The sequence below is a fragment of the Novosphingobium sp. HNCC26DJ243 genome (assembly GCF_057180545.1).
This window is the reverse complement of record NZ_JBXUGN010000003.1, coordinates 49,394-74,045: the sequence shown is the minus strand read 5'-3', so window position 1 is coordinate 74,045 and position 24,652 is coordinate 49,394. Positions and strand designations below refer to the sequence as shown.

Genomic DNA, 24,652 nt, shown 5'->3' with positions numbered 1-24,652 from the left:
GTTCTTGAGGACGTGGTGTCCACAGGCGAGAGCGGCAATCCACACGGGAAGCGACTTCACCGGTGCCGATAGCGGGATCTCCGCGCGGTTCTGAGCTTCCCGGAGGCACAACCGGAAAGGAATTTCTCTATGGCGGCACCAGTCGTCACGATGCACCAGCTTATCGAAGCCGGTGCCCACTTCGGCCACCAGACCCACCGCTGGAATCCGCGCATGAAGCCGTACATCTTCGGCGCGCGCAATGGCATCCACATCCTCGACCTGTCGCAGACCGTTCCGCTCATGGCGCGTGCGCTCGAGTTCATCGCGGCCACCGTCCAGGCTGGTGGCAAGGTCCTGTTCGTCGGCACCAAGCGCCAGGCGCAGGAGCCGATTGCCCAGGCCGCGCGCGCGGCCGGCCAGCACTATGTCAACCACCGCTGGCTGGGCGGCATGCTCACCAACTGGAAGACGATCTCGGGTTCGATCAAGCGCTTCAAGGCGCTTGAAGAGCAGCTCTCGGGCGACACCGCGGGCCTCACCAAGAAGGAAGTCCTCCAGCTCACGCGTGAGCGTGACAAGTTCGAACTGTCGCTCGGCGGCATTCGCGACATGGGCGGCATTCCCGACGTGATGTTCGTGATCGACGCCAACAAGGAAGAGTTGGCGATCAAGGAAGCCAACGTTCTTGGTATCCCGGTCGTCGCAATTCTCGATTCGAACGTTTCGCCCGAAGGCATCGCGTTCCCGATCCCGGCGAACGACGACGCCAGCCGCGCGATCCGTCTCTACTGCGAAGCCGTGGCCGCCGCCGCGACCCGTGGTGGCCGTGACGCCGCAATCGCTTCGGGTGCCGATCTCGGCGCCATGGCAGAACCGCTGGCTGAAGAAGTCACGGCCGAGGCCTGATCTGGATATTCGCGTGACGGTGGCCTGCCGGTCACCGTCACCGAACTGTCCCGGACATGATTTACGGGCCGCGGCATCTGCTGCGGCCTTCCTACGTTTCAAGAATAAAGGATCAACGCGATGGCTTATACCGCCGCTGACGTGAAGAACCTGCGCGAGCGCACCGGCGCCGGCATGATGGACTGCAAGAAGGCTCTCGACGAGTCAGGTGGCGATTTCGAAGCGGCCGTCGACGCACTGCGCGCCAAGGGCCTTGCCGCTGCCGCCAAGAAGTCGAGCCGCACCGCCGCTGAAGGCCTGGTCGGCGTCGCCGTTTCGGGCACCAAGGGCGTTGCCGTCGAAGTCAACTCGGAAACCGACTTCGTCGCCAAGAACGAACAGTTCCAGGACTTCGTCCGCAAGTCGACCGAAGTCGCGCTCAGCACCGGCGCTGCCGATGTCGAGGCGCTCAAGGCCTCTGCCTACCCCGATGGTGGCACCGTGGCCGACAAGCTGACCAACAATGTCGCCACCATCGGCGAGAACCAGCAGCTGCGCCGCATCAAGCACGTCTCGGTCGCAAATGGCGTGGTCGTGCCCTACATGCACAACGCAGCCGCTCCTGCGCTCGGCAAGATCGGCGTGCTCGTCGCGCTTGAATCCGAAGCCGCTGCCGACGTTCTCGAAGCGCTGGGCAAGCAGATCGCGATGCACATCGCCGCTGCCTTCCCGCAGGCTCTCACTGCCGAAGACCTCGACGCCGACCTGATCGCGCGTGAGCGCAAGGTCGCCGCCGAGAAGGCTGCCGAAAGCGGCAAGCCCGCTGAAGTCCAGGCCAAGATGGTTGACGGTGCCGTCGCCAAGTACGCCAAGGAAAACGCGCTGCTCTCGCAGATCTTCGTGATGGACAACAAGTCGACCATCCAGCAGGTCGTCGACGCCGCTGGCAAGGAAGCCGGTTCGAAGATCGTGCTCAAGGACTACGTCCGCTTCCAGCTCGGTGAAGGCATCGAGAAGGAAGAGACCGACTTCGCTGCCGAAGTGGCTGCCGCCGCCGGCATCAAGTAAGTCTGGCTAAATCAATCCCCGCACGGGCGGCTTGCATCTGCAGGCCTGCCGGTGCGGGGTTTGTCATGTCTGTTTATTGTGCACGCCCTTGGCATGGCCCTTTACGGGGGTATAAGGGCGGCCACTTCCTTCCTGACGAGTTTCAAGCACCCATGAGCCTGCCCACTTTCAAGCGCATCCTCCTGAAGCTATCGGGCGAAGTGCTGATGGGCGAACAGCAGTTCGGCATCGACACCGACTATGTCGCCAGGCTCGCCCAGGAAGTGAAGGACGCGCGCGACAGCGGGCTCGAGATCTGCCTCGTCATCGGCGGTGGCAACATTTTCCGCGGCATGGCTGGCGCTGCCAAGGGCATGGATCGAGCCCAGGCCGATTACATGGGCATGCTTGCCACGATCATGAACGCGCTCGCCATGCAGAACGCGCTCGAGCAGATCGGCGTCGAAACCCGCGTCCAGTCGGCCATCCAGATGGACGAGGTGTGCGAGCCAGTCATCCGCCGCCGCGCCGAGCGTCATCTTGAGAAGGGCCGCATCGTCATTTTTGCAGCCGGTGTCGGCAGCCCCTATTTCACCACCGATTCCGGTGCCGCGCTGCGCGCCGCCGAGATGAAGTGCGATGCCCTGTTCAAGGGCACCAGCGTCGATGGCGTCTATGATGCCGATCCCAAGAAGGACGCATCGGCAAAGCGTTATGAAACCGTCGATTACGACACGGTTCTCGCAGACAATCTGAAGGTCATGGACGCAAGCGCCGTGGCCCTGTGTCGTGACAACACTATTCCGATCGTCGTCTTCTCGATCCGCGAACGGGGCAATCTCGCCCGTGTTCTGGCGGGCGGGGGCACGCAGACGGTCGTACAGAAAGGAGCCTGAACATGGCGAAGTTTGACAAGGCCGATCTCGAGCGCCGCATGAAGGGCGCCGTGGAATCGCTCAAGCACGATCTCGTTGGTCTGCGCACCGGCCGCGCCAACACCGCGCTGCTCGAACCGATCATGGTCGACGTCTATGGCGCGCACATGCCGATCACCCAAGTCGCCACGATTTCGGCACCCGAACCGCGCATGCTCACCGTGCAGGTCTGGGACAAGTCGAGCATCGGCCCTGTCGAAAAGGCGATCCGCTCGGCGGGGCTTGGCCTCAATCCGATCAATGATGGCAACACCCTGCGCCTGCCGATCCCCGACCTTACCGAGGAACGCCGCAAGGAACTCGCCAAGCTCGCCAGCAAGTATGCCGAGAACGCGCGCATCGCGATCCGCAACGTGCGTCGCGATGGCATGGACGCGCTCAAGGCCGATGAAAACAAGAAGGAAATCTCGGAGGACGAGCGCAAGCGCGCCGAGACTGATCTCCAGAAGCTGACCGACGAGATCATCAAGCAGGCCGACGAGGCCGCTGCCGCCAAGGAAAAGGAAATCCTCGGCAAGTGAGTGCGGTCCCCGCCTCGAATGGTGATGGCGTGGGCAGCGGCGTGCGGCACGTCGCCATCATCATGGACGGCAATGGCCGCTGGGCCAAGAAGCGTTTGATGCCGCGCGCCTTCGGGCACAAGCGCGGCGTCGATACCGTGCGCGAGATTGCCCGCGCCGCGCGCGACATGCGGCTCGAGGCGCTGACGCTCTATGCCTTCTCCTCGGAGAACTGGAAGCGTCCGGCAGACGAGATCGCGGATCTCATGGGCATGCTGCGGACTTTTATCCGCAATGATCTAGACGAGTTCATTGCCAACAACACGCGCTTGAAGATCATCGGCGATTATCAGGCTCTTGCGCCCGATATCGTCGAAATGATCGAAAATGCGATGGCGCGCACGGCGCACAATACCGGCACCACTCTCGCAATTGCGCTCAACTACGGCTCGCAGCAAGAAATCGCCCGCGCCGCCGCGCGCGCCGCTGCCAAGGGGCCGGTCACGCCCGAGGCAATCGAGGCCGAACTCGATACCGCGTGCCTGCCGCCACTTGACCTGCTGATCCGCACCTCGGGTGAAATCCGACTATCCAACTTCCTGCTTTGGCAGGCGGCCTATGCCGAGATGTGGTTCACCGACGTGCTCTGGCCCGATTTTACGCCCGCGCACTTGCGTGAGGCGCTCGGCCAGTTCGCCTCGCGCGAAAGGCGCTTCGGTGGACGCTGAACCTGCTGTCGCGGTCACTGTGGCCGAACCGAAGGCATCCGACCTCAAGGTGCGCGTCGCTTCAGCGGTGGTCATGCTGGCGATCGCCGGCACGGCGTTCTGGTTTGGCGGCGTGGTCCTCGATCTGTTCGTTGCCGCAGTCGGCTTCGGCGTCTTCGTCGAATACGTCCTGCTTGCCAGCAAGATCGCTGATGGGACTCCGCGCCTTGCCTCGATGGTCATTGCCGGTGCGATCTACATCGGCTGGGGCGCACTGGCGCTGGCGGTCATGCCCGAACCGCTGATGCTTGCCGTTCTCGGTCTCGTCATCTGCACCGACACCGGTGCCTATTTTACCGGACGTTCGCTCGGCGGGCCCAAGATCGCGCCGAGGATCAGTCCGTCGAAGACGTGGTCCGGTCTTGCTGGCGGCATGGCTGCAGCCGGTATCTGGGCCGCGCTCGTGGTGCTTACCGCAGGTTACCTGATTTCCGCGATGGGCCCCACTGGGCCAAGCCTCGCCTCTGCGTTCGAGGTTACCAACGTGGGCGTGGCCGCGCTGGTCGGTGCGGTGCTGGCCATTTTTGCACAAGCCGGAGACTTCTACGAATCCTGGCTCAAGCGCAGGGCAGGGGTGAAGGATTCCTCGCGTCTGATCCCCGGCCACGGCGGCCTGTTCGATCGCGTCGACGGTCTCCTGCCGGTCGCGATCATCGCCGGGACGGCCTGGGCGGCCACTCAGGCCGGGTTCTGAGGCGATGACCCGTTCGATCTCCGTCCTCGGTGCCACAGGATCGATCGGCGCATCCACGCTCGACTTGATCCGGCGCGAAAACGACAGATGGCGAGTAATCGCGCTCACCGCCAATGGCAATGCCGAAGACCTCGCCCGGCTCGCCCGCGAGTTCGGAGCTGAGGTCGCGGTCGTCGCGGAGGAATCGGCGCTTCCTGCCCTGCGTGCGGCCCTGTCCGGCACCACCATCGCAGCCGCCGCTGGTCCCGCCGCGCTAGTGGAAGCAGCTGCGCGCGGCGCAGACGTTACCGTCGCCGCAATCGTCGGCTGTGCGGGACTTGCCCCCACCATGGCGGCAATCGAGCAGGGCGGCGTTATCGCGCTTGCCAACAAGGAAGCGCTTGTTTCCGCAGGCGATGTGATGACGGCCGCGGTCGCCCGTTACGGTGCCACGCTGCTGCCGGTCGATTCAGAACACAACGCGATCTTTCAGTGCCTGCAGGGCAACGAACTTGCCCATGTACGCGCTATCACGCTGACCGCAAGCGGCGGCCCGTTCCGCGACTGGACGCTCGACCAGCTCCACCGCGCCACGCCCGCCGAGGCGGTCAAGCACCCCAACTGGTCGATGGGGGCAAAGATCAGCGTCGATTCGGCCACGATGATGAACAAGGGCCTGGAATTCATCGAGGCGTTCCACTTGTTCCCCGTGGGCGTCGAACGCCTGCGCATCATCGTCCACCCCCAGTCGATCGTCCATTCGATGGTCGAATATCGCGATGGATCGACGCTTGCGCAGCTGGGGCCATCGGACATGCGCGTGCCGATCGCCTCGGCGCTGGCCTGGCCCGCGCGCATGGATACGCCTTGCGATCGGCTCGACCTTGCGGCCATCGGCCAGCTTACGTTTCGTGCGCCTGACGAGGTTCGTTTTCCCGCCACCCGGCTTGCGCGCGAGGCGGTGATTGCAGGCGGCGCTGCGCCTGCCGTGCTCAACGCTGCCAATGAGATAGCGGTCGCCGCATTCCTGGGCGGTCAGATTGCATTCACCCGCATCGTGCAATCGGTTGAGGACGTGCTTGCCCAGGGCTTCGCGCCTGCGCCGACCTGCCTTGAGGATGTTGTGGCGATTGATGCCGAAGCGCGGGCGAGGGCGCGCGAATTGATGGAGCCTGTTAGGTAATGCCGCCACTTGAGAGTCCCGGAATCCTGACGACGCTGCTGGCCTTCGTGCTGGTGCTGGGGCCGCTCGTGTTCATCCACGAACTCGGCCACTATCTTGTCGGCCGCTGGTTCGGGGTGAAGGCTGATGTCTTTTCCATCGGCTTCGGCAAGGAAATCGCGGGCTGGACCGACAAGCGCGGCACCCGCTGGAAACTCTCGATCCTGCCGCTTGGCGGCTACGTCCAGTTCGCTGGCGACATGAACCCGGCCAGCCAGCCCAGCGCCGAATGGCTCGCGCTTTCGGCCGAAGAGCGCAACCGCACGTTCCCGGCAAAGCCGCTTTACCAGCGCGCCCTGATTGTGCTCGCTGGCCCGGTCACCAACCTGCTGTTCGCCGTGCTGATCCTGGCAGGCTTCACGCTGGCCTATGGCAAGGTCGTGATCCCGCCAGTCGTGGGCGAGGTTCAGGCCGGCTCTGCGGCCGAGCGGTTGCAGTTGCGGCCAGACGACCGGATTGTCTCGATTCACGGCAAGTCCATGGATTCGTTCCTCGACGTGCGGTTGGAGGTCGGGCAATTCCCCGGCGACCCGCTCGATCTGGTGATTCTGCGTGATGGTCGACAGATCGAAGTGGCGGGCACCGCCGACGTGAAGATGGAAAGCGATCGCTTCGGTAACACCCAGAAGATCGGTTTCCTCGGGGTCAGCCCGAAAAGCTATGAAATCGTGCGCGTCGATCCGCTTGAGGCTGTGGCAGAAGGCGTTGGGCAAACGCGCGATATCATAGGCATGATGGTCACCGGCATCGGCCAGATCGTCACCGGCAAACGCGAGGTCAAGGAACTGGGCGGTCCTATCAAGATCGCCAAGTACTCGGGGGAACAACTGGTTTCGGGGTGGCAAGCATTCGTCGGATTCGTCGCCCTGATCTCGATTAACTTGGGGTTCATTAACCTGCTGCCAATCCCGGTTCTCGACGGGGGCCACCTCGCTTTCTACGCGGCGGAAGCCATACGCAGGAAACCGGTTGGTCAGCGCGGGCAGGAGTGGGCGTTCCGCACCGGCATCGCGTTCGTCATGGCATTGATGCTCTTCGTCACGATCAACGATGTGGCGTCGCTGAAGCTCTTCGGGGGCTGATCATGGTCGGAGGGTAGTCGACTTTTGCATTGCGAGGCCCGTTCGACGGTCGCGCACATCCGGCAAGTCAGGGGTGACGCAGGAGTTTTCCACATAACTTGGGGGCAATGTTTGCTTGATTGGCCCTTTGGCATGGGGCACAGGGCAACATTGCTTGCCGCGGCCGGGCACTCCTCGCGGGCGTCCAGCCGCCACAACATACGGGATGGCGCTTGGTGATCATTGGACGTAACGCGGACCGGGCTGGATTTCGGACCGCCAAGGCATCTCCGCTCTGCGCGGCCCTCATGGCAACCAGTGCGCTGGTTGCCGTGCCGCAGGTCGCATTTGCGCAGGCCGTCGCGCCTGCTGCTCCGCCTGCGCCCGCAGCCCCTGCCGTCGTGGCGCCAGTCGGTGATGTGATCCGCACGGTTACTGTCGAAGGCTCGCAGCGCCTCGAACCCGATACGATCCTGTCCTATATCCGCCTTCGCCCCGGTCAGACCTACACCCAGGCCACCGGCGACCAGGCCCTGAAGGACCTTTACGCGACCGAACTCTTTGCCGACGTCTCGATCCGCAACAACAGCGGCGACGTGGTCGTGCAGGTCAAGGAAAACCCGGTCATCAACCGCATCATCCTTGAAGGCAACAAGCGCCTCAAGGAAGACAAGATTCTGCCCGAGATCAAGCTCGCGGCGCGCCAGATCTTTACCCGCTCGAAGGTCCGTGCCGACGTTGCTCGCATCATCGAACTCTACAAGCGCCAGGGCCGTTTCGCCGCTTCGGTAGAACCGAAGATGGTCATGCTTGATCAGAACCGCGTCGATATCGTGTTCGAGATCAGCGAAGGGCCGAAGTCCAAGGTCCGCCAGATCAACATCATCGGCAACGAGAAGTTTGGCGATGGCAAGCTGCGCGGTGAGATGGTCACCAAGCAAGCGCGCTTCTTCCGCCTGTTCTCATCCGGCACCAGCTACGATCCCGATCGCCTCGCGTTCGACCAGCAGAAGCTGCGCCAGTTCTACCTGACCGAAGGTTATGCCGATTTCCGCGTTGTCTCGGCCGTGGCCGAGCTCACGCCGGACAAGCGCGATTTCATCATCACTTACGTGGTGGAAGAGGGCGATCGCTACAAGTTTGGTGACGTCAAGGTCGACAGCCAGCTGCGCGATTTCGACTCCGATGCCATGGCCAAGCGCCTGCCGATGAAGGCCGGCGACTGGTACAATGCCAAGACCGTCGAAGATCAGGTTGACGCGCTGACGGAAACCGCTGGCGCCTTTGGCTATGCCTTCGCCGACGTTCGTCCGGACTTTTCGCGCAACAAGGAAGACCTGACCATGTCGGTCACCTTCCGCATCGCCGAAGCCCCGCGCGTCTATGTCGAACGCGTCGACGTCAACGGCAACACGCTGACTCAGGACAAGGTCGTGCGCCGCGAGTTCCGTCTCGCAGAGGGCGATGCCTTCAACACGTTCCAGATCAAGCGCTCGACCAACCGCATCAAGTCGCTCGGCTACTTCCAGGAGAAGTTCGAGATCGAGCAGAAGCCGGGCAGCGCACCCGATCGCATCATCCTCGAAGCCAACGTCGAGGAAAAGCCGACCGGCGAACTCCAGCTCTCGGCCGGGTTCTCGAGCCTTGAAAGCTTTATTTTCCAGGGTTCGATCCGTCAGAACAACTTCCGCGGTCGCGGTCAGACGGTGGGTCTTTCGGTCGACTATTCGCGCTATTCGCGCTCGGTCCAGCTGAGCTTTACCGAGCCGTACCTGTTCGACAAGAACATCTCGACCGGCGTGGACATCTACCGTCGCGACTACAACAGCTTCAACTACTTCAACTCGGACCGCAACACGACCTACAAGCAGGCCACTACGGGCTTCCAGGTTCGCGCGGGCGTGCCGCTCACCGAGTACATGTCGCTGATCGGACGCTATACGTTCAATCTCGATGACGTGACCCTGTCGAAGAGCCAGTTCTACGCCGATCTCAACGGCGATGGCGTGCAGACCTGCGAGCCGCTGCTCGCGGGCCGCTATCTGTGCGATGCCATCGGCAAGCGCACCAGTTCGATTATCGGTCTGTCACTGGTCTATGACACGCTCGACAATCGCCTGCGTCCGAGCCGTGGCACGCAATTCGTGATCGGCACCGACTTTGCCGGCCTTGGCGGCTCGGTGAAGTATGCCCGCGTCACCGCCAACGCTGCCAAGTATTTCCCGCTCGGCAGCGGCTTCATCTTCTCGGTGCGCGGTGAAGGCGGCATCATCAAGGCGCTGGCCAACCGTTCGAACGATCCGTCGATCGACGACGTCCGCCTGACCGACCGCTTCTTCCTGGGCGAACCGCAGATCCGCGGCTTCGACATCCGCGGTGTCGGGCCGCGCGTACTTCGCAAGTATCTGGTCGATACCAACAACGACGGGGTGGTGGATTCGCCCTCGACCGATCGCAACCAGTGGGTCGATGACTCGCTCGGCGGCAAGTACTACTACCTCAGCCGTGCCGAACTCGAGATCCCGCTGGGCTCAGGCGCGCGTGAACTCGGCCTTCGTCCGTCGATCTTCCTCGATGCAGGTGCGGTCTTCGGCATCAGGCGTCCGCAGACGCAGAACGTGACAACGCCGGTCACGCTCTACAGCCAGACCTATCAGGGCGTGACAACCATCGTCAGCAACCCGAAGGCTCCGGACAATACCGCCAACACGCTCTACACGTCGATTCCGGCTTATGTGGAAGAGTACGTCGGCGACACGCCTTCGCCACGCGTTTCCGTCGGCATCGGCGTCAACTGGAACTCGCCGTTCGGTCCGTTCCGTCTCGATTTTGCCAAGGTCCTGAAGAAGGCCAACGGCGACGATCCCAAGTCCTTCACATTCAACGTAGGAACCCAGTTCTGATGAAGACCCGTCTTGCTACCGCGCTTTTCGCAAGCGTTGCCCTTGCCACCGTCGCCCCTGCCGTTGCCACTGCACAGTCGGCTGGCGTGATTGCTCCCGGCATCGCCATCGCCAACCCGCCTGCCGTCGTCGCGGCCTCTGCCGCCTATCAGACCGCGCAGCAGCAGCGTCCGGTGACCTACAAGCCGCAGATCGATCAGGCCAATGCACGCAAGGGCCAGATCGAAGCGCAGCTTCGTCCGCTGATCACCAAGCTTGAAGCCGATTCGAAGGCCGCAAACCCGAACCGCGCCGCGCTGCAGGCTCAGTACGAGCAGATCCAGCAGATCCAGCAGGCCGGCGAGGCCGAGATCCAGAAGATCCTCGAGCCGCTCAACCTCTCGCAGCAGTACGTGCTCGAGCAGATCGGCGACAAGCTTGATGCCGCAACCCAGACGGCGATGGACAAGAAGAAGATCTCTGTCGTGCTCGACTCGCAGTCGATCATCAAGGCTGGCCAGACCTACAACCTCAATCAGGATATCCTGACCGAGCTCAACAAGCTGATCCCCTCGGCCCAGCTCGTGCCGCCCGCAGGCTGGCTGCCGCGCGCCCAGCGTGAACAGCAGGCTCAGGCTGCCGCTGCCCAGCAGCAGGGTGCGGCCGCCGCTGGCCAGCCCGCCAAGAAGGCACCGGAAGGCCGGTAAGCCAGTCGCGAGGGACGGGGAAATGACTGAAGCAACGACCGCGCCGGAAAGCGCGATCCTCGACTACGACGTGCGCAAGGTGATGGCGGCGCTCCCGCACCGCTATCCCCTGCTGCTGGTCGATCGCGTGGCATCGCTTACGCTGAATGAGCGCATCCATGCGGTGAAGGCCGTGTCGATGAACGAGCAGTTCTTTCAGGGTCATTTCCCCGGTCGTCCGATCATGCCGGGCGTTCTCCAGATCGAGGCGCTGGCCCAGGCCGCAGGCGTTCTCGCCGTGGAATCGTTGGGTCTCGCAGGCTCGGGCAAGCTGGTCTATTTCATGGCGATCGAGGAAGCCAAGTTCCGCAACCCTGTGGAACCGGGCGTTCTGCTCGACCTGCACGTCGAATTCACGCAGAAGCGCAGCCGCGTCTGCAAATTCGCCGGCAAGGCGATGATCGGCGACAAGGTCACCTGCGAGGTCAGCTTCACGGCGATGATCGCTGACGCCTGATAGGCATTAGTCGCGCGCCCTCGCGAAGGCGGGGGCCCCAGGCCGGTTAAACGTGCGCTTGAGGCACGAGTTCTCGCCTTCGCAGGGACGGCCATCGTTCGCGCGACGCGCGGTTGCACTGATTGCCAAATCCCGCTAATGGCCCGCGCTTAAAGATTCTTGTGGCCGGTCGGAACCGGCTGCGTATCGGAGTTAGACTCATGAAGACTGGCGTTCACCCCGACTACCACATGATCAAGGTGCAGATGACAGACGGCACCGTTTTCGAGACCCGCTCCACCTGGGGCAAGGAAGGCGACACGCTCGCTCTCGAAATCGACCCGACCTCGCACCCGGCATGGACCGGCGGTACGCGCCAGCTGGACCAGGGTGGCCGCGTCGCCCAGTTCAACAAGCGCTTCGGCGGTCTTTCGCTCAAGCGCTAAGCGCTGGCGACAAGCTGAACACGGAAAAGGGCGGCTTCGGTCGCCCTTTCTTTTTGCGCGCCCGCGGCGTTTCGCGCCAGTCCCGCAAGCTCGGCCATTGCTATCGCCGATAGCTGTCCATAAGACCAAGTCCGATGACCCTGACGAATGCCCTTGAGAGCCGTCTCGGCTACCAGCTCCGTCGCGCATCGGCGGTGATGATGGCCGATTTGTCGCGCGAACTGGCCGAGCTCGACTTGCGCCCGGCCGAAGTGACCACGCTGCTCGTCATTGCGGAGAATCCCGATTGCTCGCAGACCGAGGTCGGGCAGGCGCTGGCGATCAAGCGCGCCAACATGGTTCCGATCATCTCGCGCTTGATGGATCGCGGTCTGGTCGAGCGCCGCCGCATTGACGGCCGCAGCCATGCGCTGTCGCTCACCGGGGAGGGGCGCGTGGTCGCGGCCGACGCGCAAGCCCGTATCGAGCGCCACGAAGCACGCTTTACCGAACTGCTCGGCGCACCCGACGTGGAAACCTTGTTCCGTTGCCTGCCCACGATTCGCACCGCGCGCGAGGCTGAGCCGGATCTTTGATCCCGGCCTAGCCCCAGGGCTTCTCGCGATACCACTTGGTCACGACGTACTTCAGTCCTTTGCGCACCTTCATCGCGTGATGGAGCGTGGCGGGGTTGACCGTTCCATCGGGGCGCCGATTGTTCCAGCAGACCAGCTTGCCGCACTCGGGCTGGATCAGCTTGTCGATCACCTTGAACCGCGTCGCGCCGCCTGCTTCCACGTCGTTCAAATATATCATGAAGGTCCAGGTACGCTGTCCGGCAATGCTGCAGAATCGCTGGAAGTCGTCGCCCTGCGGATCAAAGTAGTCGGTATGCGCCTTGAATTCCTGCCCCGGCGCATAGCGCTGCCCCTGGATCGGCTCGCCGAACGCCCGATCGATGCCCGACAGCGCCGACAGCTTGTCGTCAAGCGCAACGACATCAGGCTCGGCCATTGGCAGGTCGCAAGTCTCGCTGGTCCGGAAGTAATGGTCGCCATTCGAATCGGCGATTGTCGAGGGCCGCCGGTCCAGCTCAACCCGCGCCAGAAGTGCGGCGCATTCGTCCGCGTTCAGGAAATCGCGCAGGATGAACATCTCCACCCGGGGCGAGGGGACTTTCATCATGCCCGGAACGGCGAGCAGGTGCTGGGCGGAAGATTCGTTCGAAAGCATCGCCAATGCCATATCGCAGCCGTCGCGCCTGCGGCAACTTGAACGCGCTGGCTTCTTTCTACTAAAACCGTCAGGCTCCTGCCTTCATGCGAGACCCCGTGTCCGACACCCGCCGCCAGACCCCGATGCACAACGGCTTCTCGCTGGTAGAGATGATGGTTGTGCTCATGGTCATGGGGCTCCTTGCCAGCGTGGCCGTGCTGACGATTCCCGGTGATGCCGGAAAGTTGCGCAACGAGGCCGAGCGCTTTGCCGCCCGCACGCTCGCCGCGCGCGACGAGGCCATCGTTGGTGCGCGGCCGATTGCGCTGGTTGTGAGCGATGCAGGCTACTATTTCGAACGTCGCAGCGAAGGGCGATGGCTGCCGCTGCCCGGCAAGGGTTTCGATCTTGCTGCTTGGGACGAACAGACGAAGGTCACCGCTGGCCGCCAGCGCGTGATCTTCGATTCGCTCGGCCTTGTCAGCAGCGAAGCTGCGGTCGGCCTTACGCGCGGCACCCAACGCCTCGTCGTTCACTTGCGCCGCGACGGCAAGGTTACGCTCGATGCGCCGTGACCCGGTCCGCCCCAACGGCTTTACTTTGCTCGAACTGCTCGTCGCGCTGGCGATCTTCGCCATCGCTGCGCTGGCGCTGCTGCAAATGGAAGGCGCGAGCATTGCGCGCACCGCCGATCTCGACCAGCGCCTGTTGCGCGAGATCGTCGCGCAAAACATGGCTGCTGAAATCCTGACCGATCCCGCCCCGCCATCGACGGGATCGGCAACGGGCACGATCGAGAATGCAGGGCGCAAGTTCCAGTGGACCCGCACCGTTGCGCCACTGGCGGATTACGGCGTGCTCGGCATCACCCTATCGGTGCGCGAGACGACTCCGGGCGCGGCATCGCAGGCCTTCACGCTCGATTTTACGCGGCTTCCCGACACATGAGCGAGACTCCCACGCGCAACGGCTTCACGCTTGTCGAAATGCTGATCGCGCTCGCTCTGTTTGCAGTGATCGCGGTCGGCGCGCTCGGCCTTCTGCGCTTTTCGGTGGATGCCGAACTTGCCGGTCGGAGGAAGACGGATTCGATTGCCGCCCAGCGCCGCTTCCTCTCGGTCTGGACCGCCGATCTTGCCCAGGCCGTCCCCCGCCCGGCACGAGACCAGTCGGGCACACCGCACAATGCTTTCGAGGCCGGGCGCGACGGCGTGCTGATCCGCATGACCCGTAGCGGGTGGGACAATGTCGATGGCGCGCCGCGCCCGAGCCTGCAGAAGGTCGAATACAGGGTCACCACCTCGGCGCTTGTCCGCGCAGGCTATCCCTTTCCTGATGGTGCTGCGCCGGAAGCAGGGGCGGAGATGCTCCCTCTGACCGGCGCACCTTCGGTCCGGTTCCGCAGCAAGGATGGCAACTGGCATGATCGATGGGAGCCGCAACTCACCACCGAATTGCCCGTCGCGGTAGAACTGCTGCTGCCACAGACCGGTCGCCCGCCCTTGCGCATCGTCTCGCTGGTCGGGGTCAATTACCAGTGAGCCCGTACGATCCCAAGGAACGCGGCGCGGCGCTGCTTTCGGTCCTCCTGCTGGTGGCGGTGATGGCGGTGATCGCCGCGGTCATGCTCGATCGCCTGAATCTTGCCACGCGGCTTGCCGGCAATGGTCAGGCGATGACGCAGGCGCGGCTCTACGCCACCAGCGCCGAGACGCTGGCAATGGCGCGGATCAAGGCGATGGCGGATACTTCGCCCGATCGCACGGTGGATAGCGGCGGGTTGCTGGGCCGCGATTTTCCGCTTCCCCTGGCGCGCGGCGTGGTCATGGCGCGCGTCGAAGATGCCGGAAACTGCTTCAATCTCAATTCGCTCGTCGAGGCGGATGCGCAAGGCGTGCTCAAGCTGCGCCTGGTCGGCCTCAACCAGTTGCGGGCGCTGATGGCAGGCCTTGCCATGCCGCAGGCCGAAAGCGCCATCGTCAGCGATGCGATTGCCGACTGGATCGACACCGACAGCGTGCCGGCGCCCAACGGCGCGGAGGACGAGACCTATCAGGGCACCGCCACGCCCTATCGCACCGCCGGACGCCTGATCGGCGATGTCAGCGAAGTCCGCGCGGTGCGGGGCATGACGCCGCAGTTTTACGAGCGCCTCCGCCCATGGCTTTGCGCGTTGCCAGGAGCGGATCTTTCCCCGATCAACGTCAATACCTTGCGCCCGGATCAGGCGCTGCTGCTGTCGATGCTGGCGCCAACGGCCATTCCGGTGGACCGTGCGCGCAGCGTCCTTGCGGCACGTCCCGCGCTGGGCTGGGCCACCGCGGACGACGCCTTGCGCGGGATCGGCGGCACCGGAGCAGGGGGTGTTCCGCTCAACCAGTTGCAGGTGACGAGCCGTTGGTTCCTGCTCACGCAGTCAGTCACGGTCGATTCGGCGCAAGTCGAGGAGCAAGCGCTGATCGACGTCGGCAGCAATCCGCCGCGCGTCGCCTTCCGCAGTTGGGGCGACCGGTTCAGCCGGTAGGACTTGTCCCGAGGCAGCGATTTTGCACGGCCCCGCAAGATTCCGCTTCCCTTCCGCGCCTGTTTCTGCAAATGGGCCAGCCCGCGCGGCGAACAGTTGCGCACCGATATGTGGCGACCGTAGCTCAGTTGGTTAGAGCGCCGGTTTGTGGTACCGGAGGTCGGGGGTTCGAACCCCCTCGGTCGCCCCATTATCTCCCGATAACAACGCTGTCCGCGCGAATGCTGGCTAAGCTTTTAGGGCCATGGCCTGCCATTGCGCTTGCCCGCGCCTGCGCCAAGTGGCAGAGCGCACCTGACTGGCGGCGGGGGTCGCCGGGAGAAGGATTCGATCGGCCTGCGCCAATGCACGGTTTTGCAAATCCCGCACGTTTCCTGCGTCTTGCACGCTGGCTCATGCCATTGCTGATGGTCTCCGGGCTGTTACTGGCGATGGGGGCGGTGCTTTATGGCGTTCTGGTCGTCCCGCCCGATCGCCTGATGGGCGAAACCGTGCGTATCCTGTTTATCCACGTGCCCGCCGCATGGCTGGGCATGGCAGGTTGGTCCACCATTGCCGTGGCAAGCCTGGTCGAACTGGTCTGGCGTCATCCACTTGCTGCCATTGCCGGGCGCGCCGCTGCGGTCCCGGGGGCGACTTTCACCGCGATCTGCCTTGTCACTGGCTCGATCTGGGCCCGGCCCACATGGGGCACATGGTGGGTGTGGGACGGCCGGCTCACCAGCTTTCTCATCCTTCTGTTCCTCTATTTCGGCTACATCGCGCTTTCGGGTGCGGCGCAGCGTGACATGGCGTCGGGCGGTGGCGGAAACCGCATTACCGCGATTTTCGGCCTTGTCGGCGCGATCAACATTCCGATCATCAACCGCTCGGTGGTATGGTGGAACAGCCTGCACCAGCCGCCCTCGATCACTGCGGGCAAATCGTCAATCGACGGCACGTTCCTGTGGCCGTTGCTGATTGCCGCGCTTGGCTTCAGCCTGATCTTCGGCGGGGTTGTTCTGGCGCGGATGCGCACGCTGCTGGCCGATATCCAGGCAGAGGCGCGCCTGCGTCGCAAGGCGATGGCCTGAAGGGACATATGCGCGAAGGTCTTGAACAGTGGGATTATGTGCTGGCCGCGCTGGCGATCGGCGTGATCGGCACGCTCGTTCTGGTCGGCTGGACGCTTGTTGCCATGACCCGGGCCGAGCGGCGACGTGACAAGGTAAGAGGCAAGTGAGCGAGAGCAAGATCGGCGGCGGCATCAAGCCCAAGCACCAGCGGCTGGTCCTGCTGGTCATCGCGCTGGTCGCGCTGATCGGTGCGGGGCTGCTCGCGGCCTATGCCCTGTCAAACCAGGCCAGCTACTTCTATGTGCCCAACGATTTGATGAAGAACCCTCCCGAGCAGGGTCGCGCCATCCGCTTGGGCGGCATGGTCGAGACCGGATCGCTGAAGACGCGGCCCGACGGTGTGACGATCGATTTCGTGGTGGGTGACGGCAAGGCGCGCGTGCCGGTGCGATACACCGGGATTACGCCAGACCTGTTCGTTGAAGGATCGGGCGTCGTGGCCGAAGGGCGCATGGAAGGCCAGACCTTCGTCGCCGACAATCTGCTGGCCAAGCATGACGAGAACTACGTGCCGCGCCAGATGGGCGACATGACCGAAGCGCAGGCCAAGGCCGTTGTTGCGGAGACGAAATGATCGCTGAAATCGGCCTCGCCGTTCTGTGGATGGCGGCGGCGCTTGCCGCGCTGCAACTCTTCGCAGGGATCAGCGCCTTGCGGCCAAAGGGTCATGAGGCCGCCGGCAAGGCAATGGCTGGTATGGTCCGCCCGCTCGCAGTGATGCAGGGCGCTCTGGTCGCGATCTCGTTTTTCGCGCTGATCGACCTTTTTCTCGAGACCGACCTGTCGGTGAAGTTGGTGGCGGAAAACAGCCACTCGATGAAGCCGTTCATTTTCAAGCTCGCAGGCACATGGGGCAACCATGAAGGATCGATGCTGCTGTGGGTGACGATCATGGCCGTCTCGGGCGGGATCGTCGCGCTCGTCGAAAAGCGCCTGCGCGAAGATACGCTGATTGCCACGCTGGCGGGGCAGGCCTTCGTCAGCCTCGGCTTCTATGCTTTCCTGCTGCTCTCTTCGAATCCGTTCGAGCGCCTGCCTGAACCTGCGCCCGAGGGGGCAGGGCTCAATCCGCTGCTGCAGGACATCGGCCTCGCCTTCCATCCGCCCACGCTTTACGTCGGCTATGTGGGGCTGTCGATCGCGTTCAGCTTTGCCATCGGCGCACTCGTCACGCGCGACGTCGGACCCGCCTTTGCCCGTGCGATGCGACCCTGGGTCCTTGGCGCATGGATATTCCTGACTTTGGGCATAACTGCCGGGTCCTACTGGGCGTACTACACGCTCGGCTGGGGCGGGTGGTGGTTCTGGGACCCGGTCGAGAATGCATCATTGATGCCATGGCTTGCGGCAACCGCACTGCTCCATTCCGCCTCGGTGCTGGCAAGCCGCAACGCATTGCGCGCGTGGACGGTTATGCTCGGAGTGATCGCGTTCTCGATGTCGATGATCGGCACGTTCCTCGTGCGTTCGGGCATTCTCACCTCGGTCCATGCCTTTGCGGTGGATCCGGAGCGCGGGAGCTTCATCCTCGCACTGCTGGCGATCTACATCGGCGGCGCGCTGGCGCTGTTCGGCGTACGCGCCTCGACCGTGACCGAAGGCGAACGCTTCAGCCTGTTCAGCCGCGAGGCGAGCCTCGTGTGGAACAACGTGATGCTCTGCGGCACGCTGGCGATCGTCCTGCTCGGCACGCTCTATCCGTTGCTGACCGAAGCGTTCGGCGCAAAGGTTTCAGTCGGGCCACCGTATTTCAACCCGGTCTCGGCCATCTTCGTGATCCCGATGATGCTGGTCATGGCCGTTGGCCCGCTCCTGCGCTGGCGCAAGGACAAGCCGGGGCGGATCACTGCCACGGTTGCCATCCCTGCGTTGCTTGCGGCGCTGGCGCTGCTTGCGGTTGTCGTCTTCGCCCCCGGCATCCGCGTGCTGCCGATGCTAGGCATCGCGGTGGGCGCAGGGCTGGCGCTGGCAAGCCTGCTGCCCCTGCGCGGACGCAACTTGCGACGCACGCCGCTACCGGTCTGGGGCATGGTCGTGGCGCACTTCGGCATTGCGGTGGCTCTGCTCGGCGCGGCGAGCGAGAGCGCGTTCTCGACCGAGCGCCTCGCCGCGATGAACGTGGGCGACACGCAGACGGTCGGTCCGATCACGGTCAAACTCTTGAGCATCGAGCCGGTGGCAGGGCCGAACTGGACCGCGCTCGAAGCGACGGTGAGCGCCGCTTACAAGGATGGCGCACCGGTAACGCTGCATCCGCAGGCGCGCACCTTCTCCTCGCCGCCGGGCGAGCGCACCGAATCCGCACTGCACACGCGCTGGAACGGCCAGCTCTACGCCGTGCTCGGCAACGAGGGCGAGGATGGCCGCTGGCAGATGCGCTTCTGGTGGAAGCCGTTCGTGCCGCTGCTCTGGCTCGGTGGCCTGCTGGTCGGGTTCGGCGGGTTACTGGCGCTGATCGGGCGCGTGGCCCACGATATTCGCCGCCTGCGCGCCGAGGGCAAGATTGCCTATCGCAAGGGACGGCTGGAGCAGGTGCAATGAACGATGCCCCGGCAAAACGCGCAGGACTTGCGATCTGGCTGCCGCTGGCTCTGTTCGCTGCCTTCTTCGCGCTGGTGATCTGGGGGCTGGTGCGACCGGCCGACCGCGAGGTCGCCAGCGCATTTATCGGAAAGCCTCTGCCGCAGTTCAATCTCGAGCCCGCGACCGATGACCGGCCCGGCCTTTCAACGGCCGACTTTGTGACCGGAAAGCCGAAGCTCCTCAATGTCTTTGCCAGCTGGTGCGTGCCATGCGCGATCGAATCGCCGCAACTGGCCGCGCTGGCGGACAAGGGCGTGGAAATCGATGGTGTCGCTATTCGCGACCGCAAGGATGACGTGGCGCGGTTCCTTGCCACCAACGGCAACCCCTTCGCGCGCATCGGCAAGGATGACGTGTCCGAGGTTCAGCTCGGCATCGGGTCGTCGGGCGTGCCGGAGACCTTCGTGATCGATGGCAAGGGCGTGATCCGCTACCAGCACATCGGGGAAATCCGGGCCGAGGACATGGACCTGATCCTGCGCAAACTGCAGGAGGCCGGGCAGTGATTTCGCCGACGATGAATGTTTCCAAAGGGAAACATTTCAACAAATTGCACAGCATCTTTGCGATCATCGCACTGATGCTGTTGTCGTTCGGGCAGCCTGCCCTGGCCCAGGACCTGCTTCCGCCAGCGCCCTATGCCTACAAGCAGCTTGAGGACCCGGCGCTTGAGGCCAAGGCCCAGGCGCTGATGGAAACGTTGCGCTGCCTCAAGTGTCAGAGCCAGGCGATTTCGGACTCCGATGCGCCGATGGCGGGCGACATGCGCCATCAGGTTCGCACGCGCATTGCCGCAGGGGAAGATCCCGAGGCGATCCGGACCTGGCTGGTCGAGCGTTATGGCGACTACGTGAGCTACGCGCCGCAGAACAAGCCGATCATGTGGCCGCTCTTCGCCGCCCCGCTGGTGATCCTGCTGCTGGCGGCGTTACTGCTGCGCGGACGGTTCCGGCGGGCGGGGCCCGAGGGAGACAGCAATTGACCTGGGTCCTGATCCTGCTGGTAGGAGCGGCGGTCTTCGCCGCGCTTGCCTTCGTGCTGAAGATGCCGCGCGGCGGCTGGGAACTGGCCGGTGCTGCACTGCTGGTGGGAATTGCAGGCTATGCCTTGCAAGGCAACCCCGCCATGCCGGGGGCGCCCAAGGCTCCGATCGAGAATAAGCGCGCGGCTGACGAAGCGATGATCAAGCAACGCCAGCAGATGGGCGATGCCTTCGCCCAGGGCCAGAGCTGGCTGATCCTCGCCGATGGCCTCGCCCGGCAAGGCCAGTATGGCGCGGCGGCCGATGTCCTGCGCAAGGGCGTGCAGCAGTTTCCCAAGGATGCCGACTTGTGGGTCTCGCTTGGAAATGCACTGGTCGGTCACAGCGACGGGTTGATCACGCCGTCTGCCCAGTTTGCGTTCCAGAAGGCGGCGACGATCGCGCCCGATCATCCGGGACCGCCGTTCTTCATGGGGTTGGCGCTCGCGCAGTCGGGACGCCTTGCGGAAGCGCGGGCGATCTGGGCCGAACTGCTCCAGCGCTCACCTGCCGACGCTCCCTATCGCGCCGACCTTTCGGAGCGAATCCAGCGGATCGATGCCATGCTGGCCATGGCTGCGGGTACGGGAACGGCGGGTTCACCTGTTACGACATCCGAAGCGGATAAGTCGCCTTCGGGCTCGACCGCTGAATAAGCGCGTAAAATTAGGGACTTGGAGCGCTCCGCGCTGCGGTCCATTGCGACCGTGGCACGTGCCGTTTCCGCCCATTGCAGGGGCAAGGGGGCGGTGCTAAAGCGCCGCGCCGCACCCGCCTTTCCGGCGGACGCGAGCAAGGCTTTAGGCCAGGGGCACCGTTGCCATGAGTGATGCCGTTAACGAGGCCGGTGCGCCTATCGCGCCACAGTCGAATTCAGCAACCGGATCTGATCACGCGGCGGCCCACGGGCACTCAGGACACTCGCATGGCTCGTTGACGAAGCTGGCGGTCGGCGCGATCGGCGTCGTCTTTGGCGACATCGGGACGAGCCCGCTCTACGCTCTGCGCGACACCTTTGCCGGGCATCACCCGCTCCCGCTCGACCTGCTCCACATCTACGGCATCATCAGCCTGATGTTCTGGTCGATGATGATCATCGTGACGATCAAGTACGTCTCGGTCATCATGCGCGCGGACAACAAGGGCGAGGGCGGGAGCCTCGCACTGCTGGCGCTGATCAACCAGCACACCGACGGCAAGCGCTGGGGCAAGGGCATCATCCTGCTCGGTGTTTTCGCGACCGCGCTGTTCTATGGCGATTCGATGATCACACCGGCCGTCTCGGTCATGGGCGCGCTCGAGGGTGTGGCGGTCTATCAGCCCAACATGCACCCGTTCATCGTGCCGATGGTCGTGGCGGTGCTGATCGGTCTGTTCTTCATCCAGAGCCGCGGGACCGAAAAGGTCGCAACCTTTTTCGGCCCAATCATGCTGCTCTACTTCGCGACGATCGCGGTGCTGGGCACGATCAGCATTCTCGAATATCCCGGCGTCATTGCGGCGCTCAGCCCGCATTACGCGGTGGGCATGTTCATCGCCGATCCCTTCCGTGGCTTCCTCGCGATGGGCGCGGCGGTTCTCGCGGTGACGGGCGCCGAAGCGCTCTATGCCGACATGGGGCACTTCGGCCGCAATCCGATCCGCCTGTCATGGCTGGTCTTCGTTCTGCCCGCGCTGGTGCTGAACTATCTGGGTCAGGCATCGTTGCTGGTGCGCAATCCGGCAGCGCTGGAGAGCCCGTTCTATTTCCTCGCCCCGCAGTGGTTCCAGTGGCCCCTGCTGATCATCGCCTCGGCAGCTGCTGTCATCGCCTCGCAGGCGGTGATTTCGGGCGCGTTCTCGGTGACCCAGCAGGCGATCCAGCTGGGCTTCATTCCGCGCATGACGATCAAGCACACCTCGACCGCAGCAGGCCAGATCTTCATCCCGGTGATCAATTGGGCGCTGATGATCGCAGTCATCGTCCTGGTGCTAGTGTTCCAGCGTTCGTCGAATCTGACGGCGGCCTATGGGATCGCGGTGACCGGCGCGATGCTGATCGACAACTTCCTGCTCGCAGTGGTCCTGTTCAAGCTGTGGCAGTGGAAGGCGCCGGCCGCCATCGCGATGCTCGCAGTGTTCTTCGCGATCGACGCGGCCTATCTCGGCGCCAACATGACCAAGATTCCCGATGGCGGCTGGGTGCCGCTGGTCATGGGCGTGGCAATCTTCACGCTGCTGACCACGTGGTCGCGCGGGCGTGCGCTGATGCGGGCCAACATGGCGGAAGGGACCATTCCGCTTGAGGTGTTCACCAAGTCCGCGCATTCGAGCGCGGCGCGCGTTCCGGGCACAGCGATCTTCATGGCGTCGACCGCGGCAGGCGTTCCTTCGGCGTTGCTCCACAACATCAAGCATAACAAGGTGCTGCACGAGCGCGTGGTGATCCTGACCGTGTCGATCGAGGACGTGCCCTACGTCGATCCGGGTGAGCGCTATGCGGTCAAGGACTATGGCAATGGCTTTTACCGCCTGACCCTGCGCTTCGGCTTCCTAGAAGAGACTGATGTGCCCACCACATTGAGCGGCGTCAGCATGTGCGGTGAGCCGTTCAACATGATGAAGACCAGCTTCTTCCTATCGCGCCAGACGCTGATCCCGTCGGACAAGCCCGGCATGGCGCTGTGGCGCGAGAAGCTCTTCGCATGGATGCTGCGCAACGCCGCAAGCGCGATGGAGTTTTTCCGTCTGCCGACTAATCGTGTGGTGGAACTGGGAAGCCAGCTCAAGATTTGAGTCGTTGACGGCGCATAAGTATGTCCCGCCGGTGCAATTGTCGCGCACGCACTTGGAATTTAATGAAATTGCGCTAGCCGTGACACACGGAGAAGGCGAAAGGAGCGCTACGTTGTCTGACAAAGCGCTGTTGCGGGAAATTCTCGACGCGCAGCTCGAGATGGTCTGCCGGTTTCGGGCCGATGGCACGATCCTTTTCGTCAATCGCTCCTATGCCAAACGACTGGACCTTACGCCGGCCGATCTGACGGGCGGGGATCTGTGGCGCTTCGTAACTGAAGAGGATCAGGAGCATGTCCGCGCGATGCTCGCCACGTTGACCCCTGCGCAGCCCGAAGTGACGATCGAGAACCGCTTCGAAACCGCCGATGGTGCCCGCTGGATGCTGTGGCACAATCACGCTCTCGAGTTCGACAGCGCTGGCGCCTGGTCTGTCGCGCAATCAACCGGCATCGACATCACCGAGCGAAAGCGGCTCGAGGAGCAGCTCGAGCTGCTTGTCGGCGAACTGAACCATCGGGTGAAGAACACGCTGATGGTGGTCCAGGCGATGGCCTACCAGACATTCCGCCAGGCAAGCTTGCCGACCTCTGCGGTCGAAGTATTCAACCAGCGCCTCTCCGCACTGTCATCGGCGCATGATACGCTGAGCCGCGAAAACTGGAGCGGTGCGGGCCTTGCCGACATCGTGCGGCAGGGGCTGATGATCTGCGGTGAAGGCAACGACCGCGTCGTCGTTGAAGGACCGCCGGTGACGCTGCCGGTCAACGCCACGGTCTCGCTGGTGATGGTGCTTCACGAACTGGCTACCAATGCCATGAAGTATGGCGCTCTGTCGGGTGACAAGGGTGAGGTACATCTCCGCTGGGACGTTGACGATGCGCGCGAGTGGCTGACGCTAACCTGGCTCGAGAGTGACGGCCCGAAGGTGACGAAGCCGACGCGCAAGGGCTTCGGGTCGCGTCTGGTCAACGAGGCTGTGCCACGACAGTTGAGCGGCAAGGTTCAGACCGATTATGATCCCGACGGCGTGCGCTGCACGATCGCCATTCCTCTGGCTGGCAGTATGGCATGATAGCAGGCAAGCGCATTCTTGTTGTCGAAGACGAGTTCATTGTCGCGACGATGCTGTGTGACATTCTGGAGGACGCAGGGGCCGAACCGATCGGGCCGGTGGGGCGAGTTGCCGAAGGTATCGCGGCAGTCGCAAACACGGCGATTGATGCCGCAGTGCTCGACTGGAACCTGAACGGCGAGAGCGGGATGCATGTGGCCACTGCTTTGCAAGCGCGCGGCATACCATTCGTGATCGCGACGGGTTACGGCAAGGTTGAAGGCGAATTTGCCGGTCGACCGATCATCAGCAAGCCCTATGCGCCCAGCTTGTTGATCGAGCGACTTGAATCGGTGCTGACGGACTGAAGCCGAAGACCGGGACAGCATGTCGCTGCCCCGGTCCGCTAGATCAGTCGGCCTTGGCTTCGGCGACGGATTCGTTGTGCAGGCTGGCTTCGGCTTCAGCCGCTTCCTGCTTGGTCTTGGCAGCGGCCTTGTCGGCCATCTCGTCGGTCTTGGCAGCGGCGTTGTCGACGGCAGCAGCGGCCTTGTCGCCGAGTTCGTCGGTCGCAGCAGCAGCGTTGTCAGCCGCATTGGCAACGTCGTTGCCGGCTGATTCAGCGGTGGTAGCGGCTGAATCCTGGGTCTTTTCCGAACAGGCTGAAAGCGAAAGCGCGGTGGCCGCAGCGGCGACGAGGATGGTGAACTTGCGCATGTGGTGAATAACTCCCCTTGAGACATGACCGGTGCGCTCGAGGCATGCCTCGCGAACACTGGTTGGCAGCACAACGCGCGGACGCCA

General features: G+C 63.6%; 29 protein-coding genes and 1 tRNA gene. 28 read left to right on the top strand and 2 right to left on the bottom strand.

Features of this window, described 5'->3' with window-relative positions:
• The first annotated feature begins 129 nt into the window (after window positions 1-129).
• The 13 genes from rpsB (at window position 130) to AC2A04_RS10635 (ending at window position 12,157) form a co-directional block, all read left to right on the top strand.
• Window positions 130-888 carry a 30S ribosomal protein S2 gene (gene rpsB / locus AC2A04_RS10695; RefSeq protein WP_484212329.1) on the top strand — a complete coding sequence of 253 codons (759 nt, stop codon included), beginning with the start codon at window positions 130-132 and terminating at the stop codon, window positions 886-888.
• Between the two features lie 120 nt (window positions 889-1,008).
• Window positions 1,009-1,935, top strand: a complete 927-nt coding sequence (gene tsf / locus AC2A04_RS10690; RefSeq protein WP_484212328.1) for a translation elongation factor Ts — start codon at window positions 1,009-1,011, stop codon at window positions 1,933-1,935.
• 152 nt (window positions 1,936-2,087) lie between these two features.
• Window positions 2,088-2,810 (top strand): UMP kinase, encoded by a 723-nt coding sequence (gene pyrH, locus AC2A04_RS10685; protein WP_484212327.1) that lies wholly within the window; start codon window positions 2,088-2,090, stop codon window positions 2,808-2,810.
• A 2-nt stretch (window positions 2,811-2,812) separates the two neighbouring features.
• Window positions 2,813-3,370, top strand: coding sequence for a ribosome recycling factor (gene frr / locus AC2A04_RS10680; RefSeq protein ID WP_484212326.1), 558 nt, complete (start codon window positions 2,813-2,815; stop codon window positions 3,368-3,370).
• Window positions 3,371-3,432: 62 nt separating this feature from the next.
• Complete coding sequence (uppS, locus tag AC2A04_RS10675) at window positions 3,433-4,077, top strand: polyprenyl diphosphate synthase (protein WP_484212673.1); 645 nt, start codon at window positions 3,433-3,435, stop codon at window positions 4,075-4,077.
• Complete coding sequence (locus AC2A04_RS10670) at window positions 4,067-4,810, top strand: phosphatidate cytidylyltransferase (protein ID WP_484212325.1); 744 nt, start codon at window positions 4,067-4,069, stop codon at window positions 4,808-4,810. Before uppS ends, AC2A04_RS10670 begins: the two co-directional genes overlap by 11 nt.
• A gap of 4 nt (window positions 4,811-4,814) precedes the next feature.
• Complete coding sequence (locus AC2A04_RS10665; RefSeq protein WP_484212324.1) at window positions 4,815-5,972, top strand: 1-deoxy-D-xylulose-5-phosphate reductoisomerase; 1,158 nt, start codon at window positions 4,815-4,817, stop codon at window positions 5,970-5,972.
• Window positions 5,972-7,093, top strand: a complete 1,122-nt coding sequence (gene rseP, locus AC2A04_RS10660) for an RIP metalloprotease RseP (RefSeq protein ID WP_484212323.1) — start codon at window positions 5,972-5,974, stop codon at window positions 7,091-7,093. The genes AC2A04_RS10665 and rseP overlap by 1 nt, the downstream gene beginning before the upstream one ends.
• Window positions 7,094-7,380: 287 nt before the next feature.
• Window positions 7,381-9,975, top strand: coding sequence for an outer membrane protein assembly factor BamA (gene bamA / locus AC2A04_RS10655; RefSeq protein WP_484212322.1), 2,595 nt, complete (start codon window positions 7,381-7,383; stop codon window positions 9,973-9,975).
• A complete protein-coding gene (locus AC2A04_RS10650; protein ID WP_484212321.1) occupies window positions 9,975-10,661 on the top strand; it encodes an OmpH family outer membrane protein in 687 nt (228 codons plus the stop codon). The genes bamA and AC2A04_RS10650 overlap by 1 nt, the downstream gene beginning before the upstream one ends.
• 22 nt (window positions 10,662-10,683) lie before the next feature.
• The gene (gene fabZ / locus AC2A04_RS10645) at window positions 10,684-11,157 is read left to right on the top strand and encodes a 3-hydroxyacyl-ACP dehydratase FabZ (RefSeq protein WP_484212320.1); all 474 of its coding nucleotides are present in this window, start codon (window positions 10,684-10,686) and stop codon (window positions 11,155-11,157) included.
• A 200-nt stretch (window positions 11,158-11,357) separates the two neighbouring features.
• Window positions 11,358-11,582 (top strand): 50S ribosomal protein L31, encoded by a 225-nt coding sequence (rpmE, locus tag AC2A04_RS10640; protein WP_084278040.1) that lies wholly within the window; start codon window positions 11,358-11,360, stop codon window positions 11,580-11,582.
• 134 nt (window positions 11,583-11,716) lie between these two features.
• Window positions 11,717-12,157 (top strand): MarR family winged helix-turn-helix transcriptional regulator, encoded by a 441-nt coding sequence (locus tag AC2A04_RS10635; protein WP_484212319.1) that lies wholly within the window; start codon window positions 11,717-11,719, stop codon window positions 12,155-12,157.
• Window positions 12,158-12,164: 7 nt separating this feature from the next.
• On the opposite strand, the gene AC2A04_RS10630 is transcribed toward AC2A04_RS10635, so the two are convergent.
• Window positions 12,165-12,794 (bottom strand): prolyl hydroxylase family protein, encoded by a 630-nt coding sequence (locus tag AC2A04_RS10630; protein WP_484212318.1) that lies wholly within the window; start codon window positions 12,792-12,794, stop codon window positions 12,165-12,167.
• Between the two features lie 98 nt (window positions 12,795-12,892).
• Here AC2A04_RS10630 and AC2A04_RS10625 point away from each other — a divergent pair, with 98 nt between their 5' ends.
• From AC2A04_RS10625 to AC2A04_RS10555, 15 genes are all read left to right on the top strand, one after another.
• Window positions 12,893-13,351: a GspH/FimT family pseudopilin gene (locus AC2A04_RS10625; RefSeq protein ID WP_484212317.1), complete on the top strand. Its 459-nt coding sequence runs from the start codon at window positions 12,893-12,895 to the stop codon at window positions 13,349-13,351.
• Window positions 13,341-13,724, top strand: a complete 384-nt coding sequence (gene gspI, locus AC2A04_RS10620) for a type II secretion system minor pseudopilin GspI (RefSeq protein WP_484212316.1) — start codon at window positions 13,341-13,343, stop codon at window positions 13,722-13,724. Before AC2A04_RS10625 ends, gspI begins: the two co-directional genes overlap by 11 nt.
• Window positions 13,721-14,317 carry a type II secretion system minor pseudopilin GspJ gene (gene gspJ, locus AC2A04_RS10615; RefSeq protein ID WP_484212315.1) on the top strand — a complete coding sequence of 199 codons (597 nt, stop codon included), beginning with the start codon at window positions 13,721-13,723 and terminating at the stop codon, window positions 14,315-14,317. Before gspI ends, gspJ begins: the two co-directional genes overlap by 4 nt.
• Window positions 14,314-15,300 carry a type II secretion system minor pseudopilin GspK gene (gene gspK, locus AC2A04_RS10610; RefSeq protein ID WP_484212314.1) on the top strand — a complete coding sequence of 329 codons (987 nt, stop codon included), beginning with the start codon at window positions 14,314-14,316 and terminating at the stop codon, window positions 15,298-15,300. The genes gspJ and gspK overlap by 4 nt, the downstream gene beginning before the upstream one ends.
• 113 nt (window positions 15,301-15,413) lie before the next feature.
• A tRNA-His gene (locus tag AC2A04_RS10605) sits at window positions 15,414-15,490 on the top strand.
• Between the two features lie 154 nt (window positions 15,491-15,644).
• Window positions 15,645-16,373 carry a heme ABC transporter permease CcmC gene (gene ccmC, locus AC2A04_RS10600; protein WP_484212313.1) on the top strand — a complete coding sequence of 243 codons (729 nt, stop codon included), beginning with the start codon at window positions 15,645-15,647 and terminating at the stop codon, window positions 16,371-16,373.
• 8 nt (window positions 16,374-16,381) lie between these two features.
• Window positions 16,382-16,522 carry a hypothetical protein gene (locus tag AC2A04_RS10595; RefSeq protein WP_484212312.1) on the top strand — a complete coding sequence of 47 codons (141 nt, stop codon included), beginning with the start codon at window positions 16,382-16,384 and terminating at the stop codon, window positions 16,520-16,522.
• Window positions 16,519-16,989 carry a cytochrome c maturation protein CcmE gene (gene ccmE, locus AC2A04_RS10590; RefSeq protein WP_484212311.1) on the top strand — a complete coding sequence of 157 codons (471 nt, stop codon included), beginning with the start codon at window positions 16,519-16,521 and terminating at the stop codon, window positions 16,987-16,989. Before AC2A04_RS10595 ends, ccmE begins: the two co-directional genes overlap by 4 nt.
• A complete protein-coding gene (locus tag AC2A04_RS10585; RefSeq protein ID WP_484212310.1) occupies window positions 16,986-18,956 on the top strand; it encodes a heme lyase CcmF/NrfE family subunit in 1,971 nt (656 codons plus the stop codon). Before ccmE ends, AC2A04_RS10585 begins: the two co-directional genes overlap by 4 nt.
• Entirely contained in the window at window positions 18,953-19,504 is a 552-nt protein-coding gene (locus AC2A04_RS10580; protein ID WP_484212309.1) for a DsbE family thiol:disulfide interchange protein, read from the top strand. The genes AC2A04_RS10585 and AC2A04_RS10580 overlap by 4 nt, the downstream gene beginning before the upstream one ends.
• A gap of 74 nt (window positions 19,505-19,578) precedes the next feature.
• Complete coding sequence (locus tag AC2A04_RS10575; protein ID WP_484212308.1) at window positions 19,579-19,980, top strand: cytochrome c-type biogenesis protein; 402 nt, start codon at window positions 19,579-19,581, stop codon at window positions 19,978-19,980.
• Complete coding sequence (locus tag AC2A04_RS10570; RefSeq protein ID WP_484212307.1) at window positions 19,977-20,675, top strand: tetratricopeptide repeat protein; 699 nt, start codon at window positions 19,977-19,979, stop codon at window positions 20,673-20,675. The genes AC2A04_RS10575 and AC2A04_RS10570 overlap by 4 nt, the downstream gene beginning before the upstream one ends.
• 166 nt (window positions 20,676-20,841) lie before the next feature.
• Entirely contained in the window at window positions 20,842-22,794 is a 1,953-nt protein-coding gene (locus tag AC2A04_RS10565) for a potassium transporter Kup (RefSeq protein ID WP_484212306.1), read from the top strand.
• 112 nt (window positions 22,795-22,906) lie between these two features.
• On the top strand, window positions 22,907-23,869 hold the full coding sequence (locus AC2A04_RS10560; protein ID WP_484212305.1) for a sensor histidine kinase: 963 nt from the start codon (window positions 22,907-22,909) through the stop codon (window positions 23,867-23,869).
• Window positions 23,866-24,216, top strand: a complete 351-nt coding sequence (locus AC2A04_RS10555; protein WP_484212304.1) for a response regulator — start codon at window positions 23,866-23,868, stop codon at window positions 24,214-24,216. The genes AC2A04_RS10560 and AC2A04_RS10555 overlap by 4 nt, the downstream gene beginning before the upstream one ends.
• 43 nt (window positions 24,217-24,259) lie before the next feature.
• Here the strand turns inward: AC2A04_RS10555 and AC2A04_RS10550 are convergent, their stop codons facing one another.
• Complete coding sequence (locus AC2A04_RS10550; protein ID WP_484212303.1) at window positions 24,260-24,565, bottom strand: hypothetical protein; 306 nt, start codon at window positions 24,563-24,565, stop codon at window positions 24,260-24,262.
• Window positions 24,566-24,652 lie beyond the last annotated feature (87 nt).

What these genes read in the sequence shown, in the direction of transcription:
- bamA (WP_484212322.1), top strand. Translation starts at nt 7,381, where the DNA reads ATGGCAACCAGTGCGCTGGTTGCCGTGCCGCAGGTCGCATTTGCGCAG.
- AC2A04_RS10575 (WP_484212308.1), top strand. Translation starts at nt 19,579, where the DNA reads ATGCTGTTGTCGTTCGGGCAGCCTGCCCTGGCCCAGGACCTGCTTCCG.
- AC2A04_RS10580 (WP_484212309.1), top strand. Translation starts at nt 18,953, where the DNA reads ATGAACGATGCCCCGGCAAAACGCGCAGGACTTGCGATCTGGCTGCCG.
- gspJ (WP_484212315.1), top strand. Translation starts at nt 13,721, where the DNA reads ATGAGCGAGACTCCCACGCGCAACGGCTTCACGCTTGTCGAAATGCTG.
- ccmC (WP_484212313.1), top strand. Translation starts at nt 15,645, where the DNA reads ATGCACGGTTTTGCAAATCCCGCACGTTTCCTGCGTCTTGCACGCTGG.
- AC2A04_RS10635 (WP_484212319.1), top strand. Translation starts at nt 11,717, where the DNA reads ATGACCCTGACGAATGCCCTTGAGAGCCGTCTCGGCTACCAGCTCCGT.
- rpmE (WP_084278040.1), top strand. Translation starts at nt 11,358, where the DNA reads ATGAAGACTGGCGTTCACCCCGACTACCACATGATCAAGGTGCAGATG.
- AC2A04_RS10665 (WP_484212324.1), top strand. Translation starts at nt 4,815, where the DNA reads ATGACCCGTTCGATCTCCGTCCTCGGTGCCACAGGATCGATCGGCGCA.
- AC2A04_RS10595 (WP_484212312.1), top strand. Translation starts at nt 16,382, where the DNA reads ATGCGCGAAGGTCTTGAACAGTGGGATTATGTGCTGGCCGCGCTGGCG.
- AC2A04_RS10555 (WP_484212304.1), top strand. Translation starts at nt 23,866, where the DNA reads ATGATAGCAGGCAAGCGCATTCTTGTTGTCGAAGACGAGTTCATTGTC.
- tsf (WP_484212328.1), top strand. Translation starts at nt 1,009, where the DNA reads ATGGCTTATACCGCCGCTGACGTGAAGAACCTGCGCGAGCGCACCGGC.
- AC2A04_RS10630 (WP_484212318.1), bottom strand. Translation starts at nt 12,794, where the DNA reads ATGCTTTCGAACGAATCTTCCGCCCAGCACCTGCTCGCCGTTCCGGGC.
- fabZ (WP_484212320.1), top strand. Translation starts at nt 10,684, where the DNA reads ATGACTGAAGCAACGACCGCGCCGGAAAGCGCGATCCTCGACTACGAC.
- rseP (WP_484212323.1), top strand. Translation starts at nt 5,972, where the DNA reads ATGCCGCCACTTGAGAGTCCCGGAATCCTGACGACGCTGCTGGCCTTC.
- AC2A04_RS10550 (WP_484212303.1), bottom strand. Translation starts at nt 24,565, where the DNA reads ATGCGCAAGTTCACCATCCTCGTCGCCGCTGCGGCCACCGCGCTTTCG.
- AC2A04_RS10565 (WP_484212306.1), top strand. Translation starts at nt 20,842, where the DNA reads ATGAGTGATGCCGTTAACGAGGCCGGTGCGCCTATCGCGCCACAGTCG.
- AC2A04_RS10585 (WP_484212310.1), top strand. Translation starts at nt 16,986, where the DNA reads ATGATCGCTGAAATCGGCCTCGCCGTTCTGTGGATGGCGGCGGCGCTT.
- AC2A04_RS10650 (WP_484212321.1), top strand. Translation starts at nt 9,975, where the DNA reads ATGAAGACCCGTCTTGCTACCGCGCTTTTCGCAAGCGTTGCCCTTGCC.
- frr (WP_484212326.1), top strand. Translation starts at nt 2,813, where the DNA reads ATGGCGAAGTTTGACAAGGCCGATCTCGAGCGCCGCATGAAGGGCGCC.
- pyrH (WP_484212327.1), top strand. Translation starts at nt 2,088, where the DNA reads ATGAGCCTGCCCACTTTCAAGCGCATCCTCCTGAAGCTATCGGGCGAA.
- uppS (WP_484212673.1), top strand. Translation starts at nt 3,433, where the DNA reads ATGGACGGCAATGGCCGCTGGGCCAAGAAGCGTTTGATGCCGCGCGCC.
- gspI (WP_484212316.1), top strand. Translation starts at nt 13,341, where the DNA reads ATGCGCCGTGACCCGGTCCGCCCCAACGGCTTTACTTTGCTCGAACTG.
- rpsB (WP_484212329.1), top strand. Translation starts at nt 130, where the DNA reads ATGGCGGCACCAGTCGTCACGATGCACCAGCTTATCGAAGCCGGTGCC.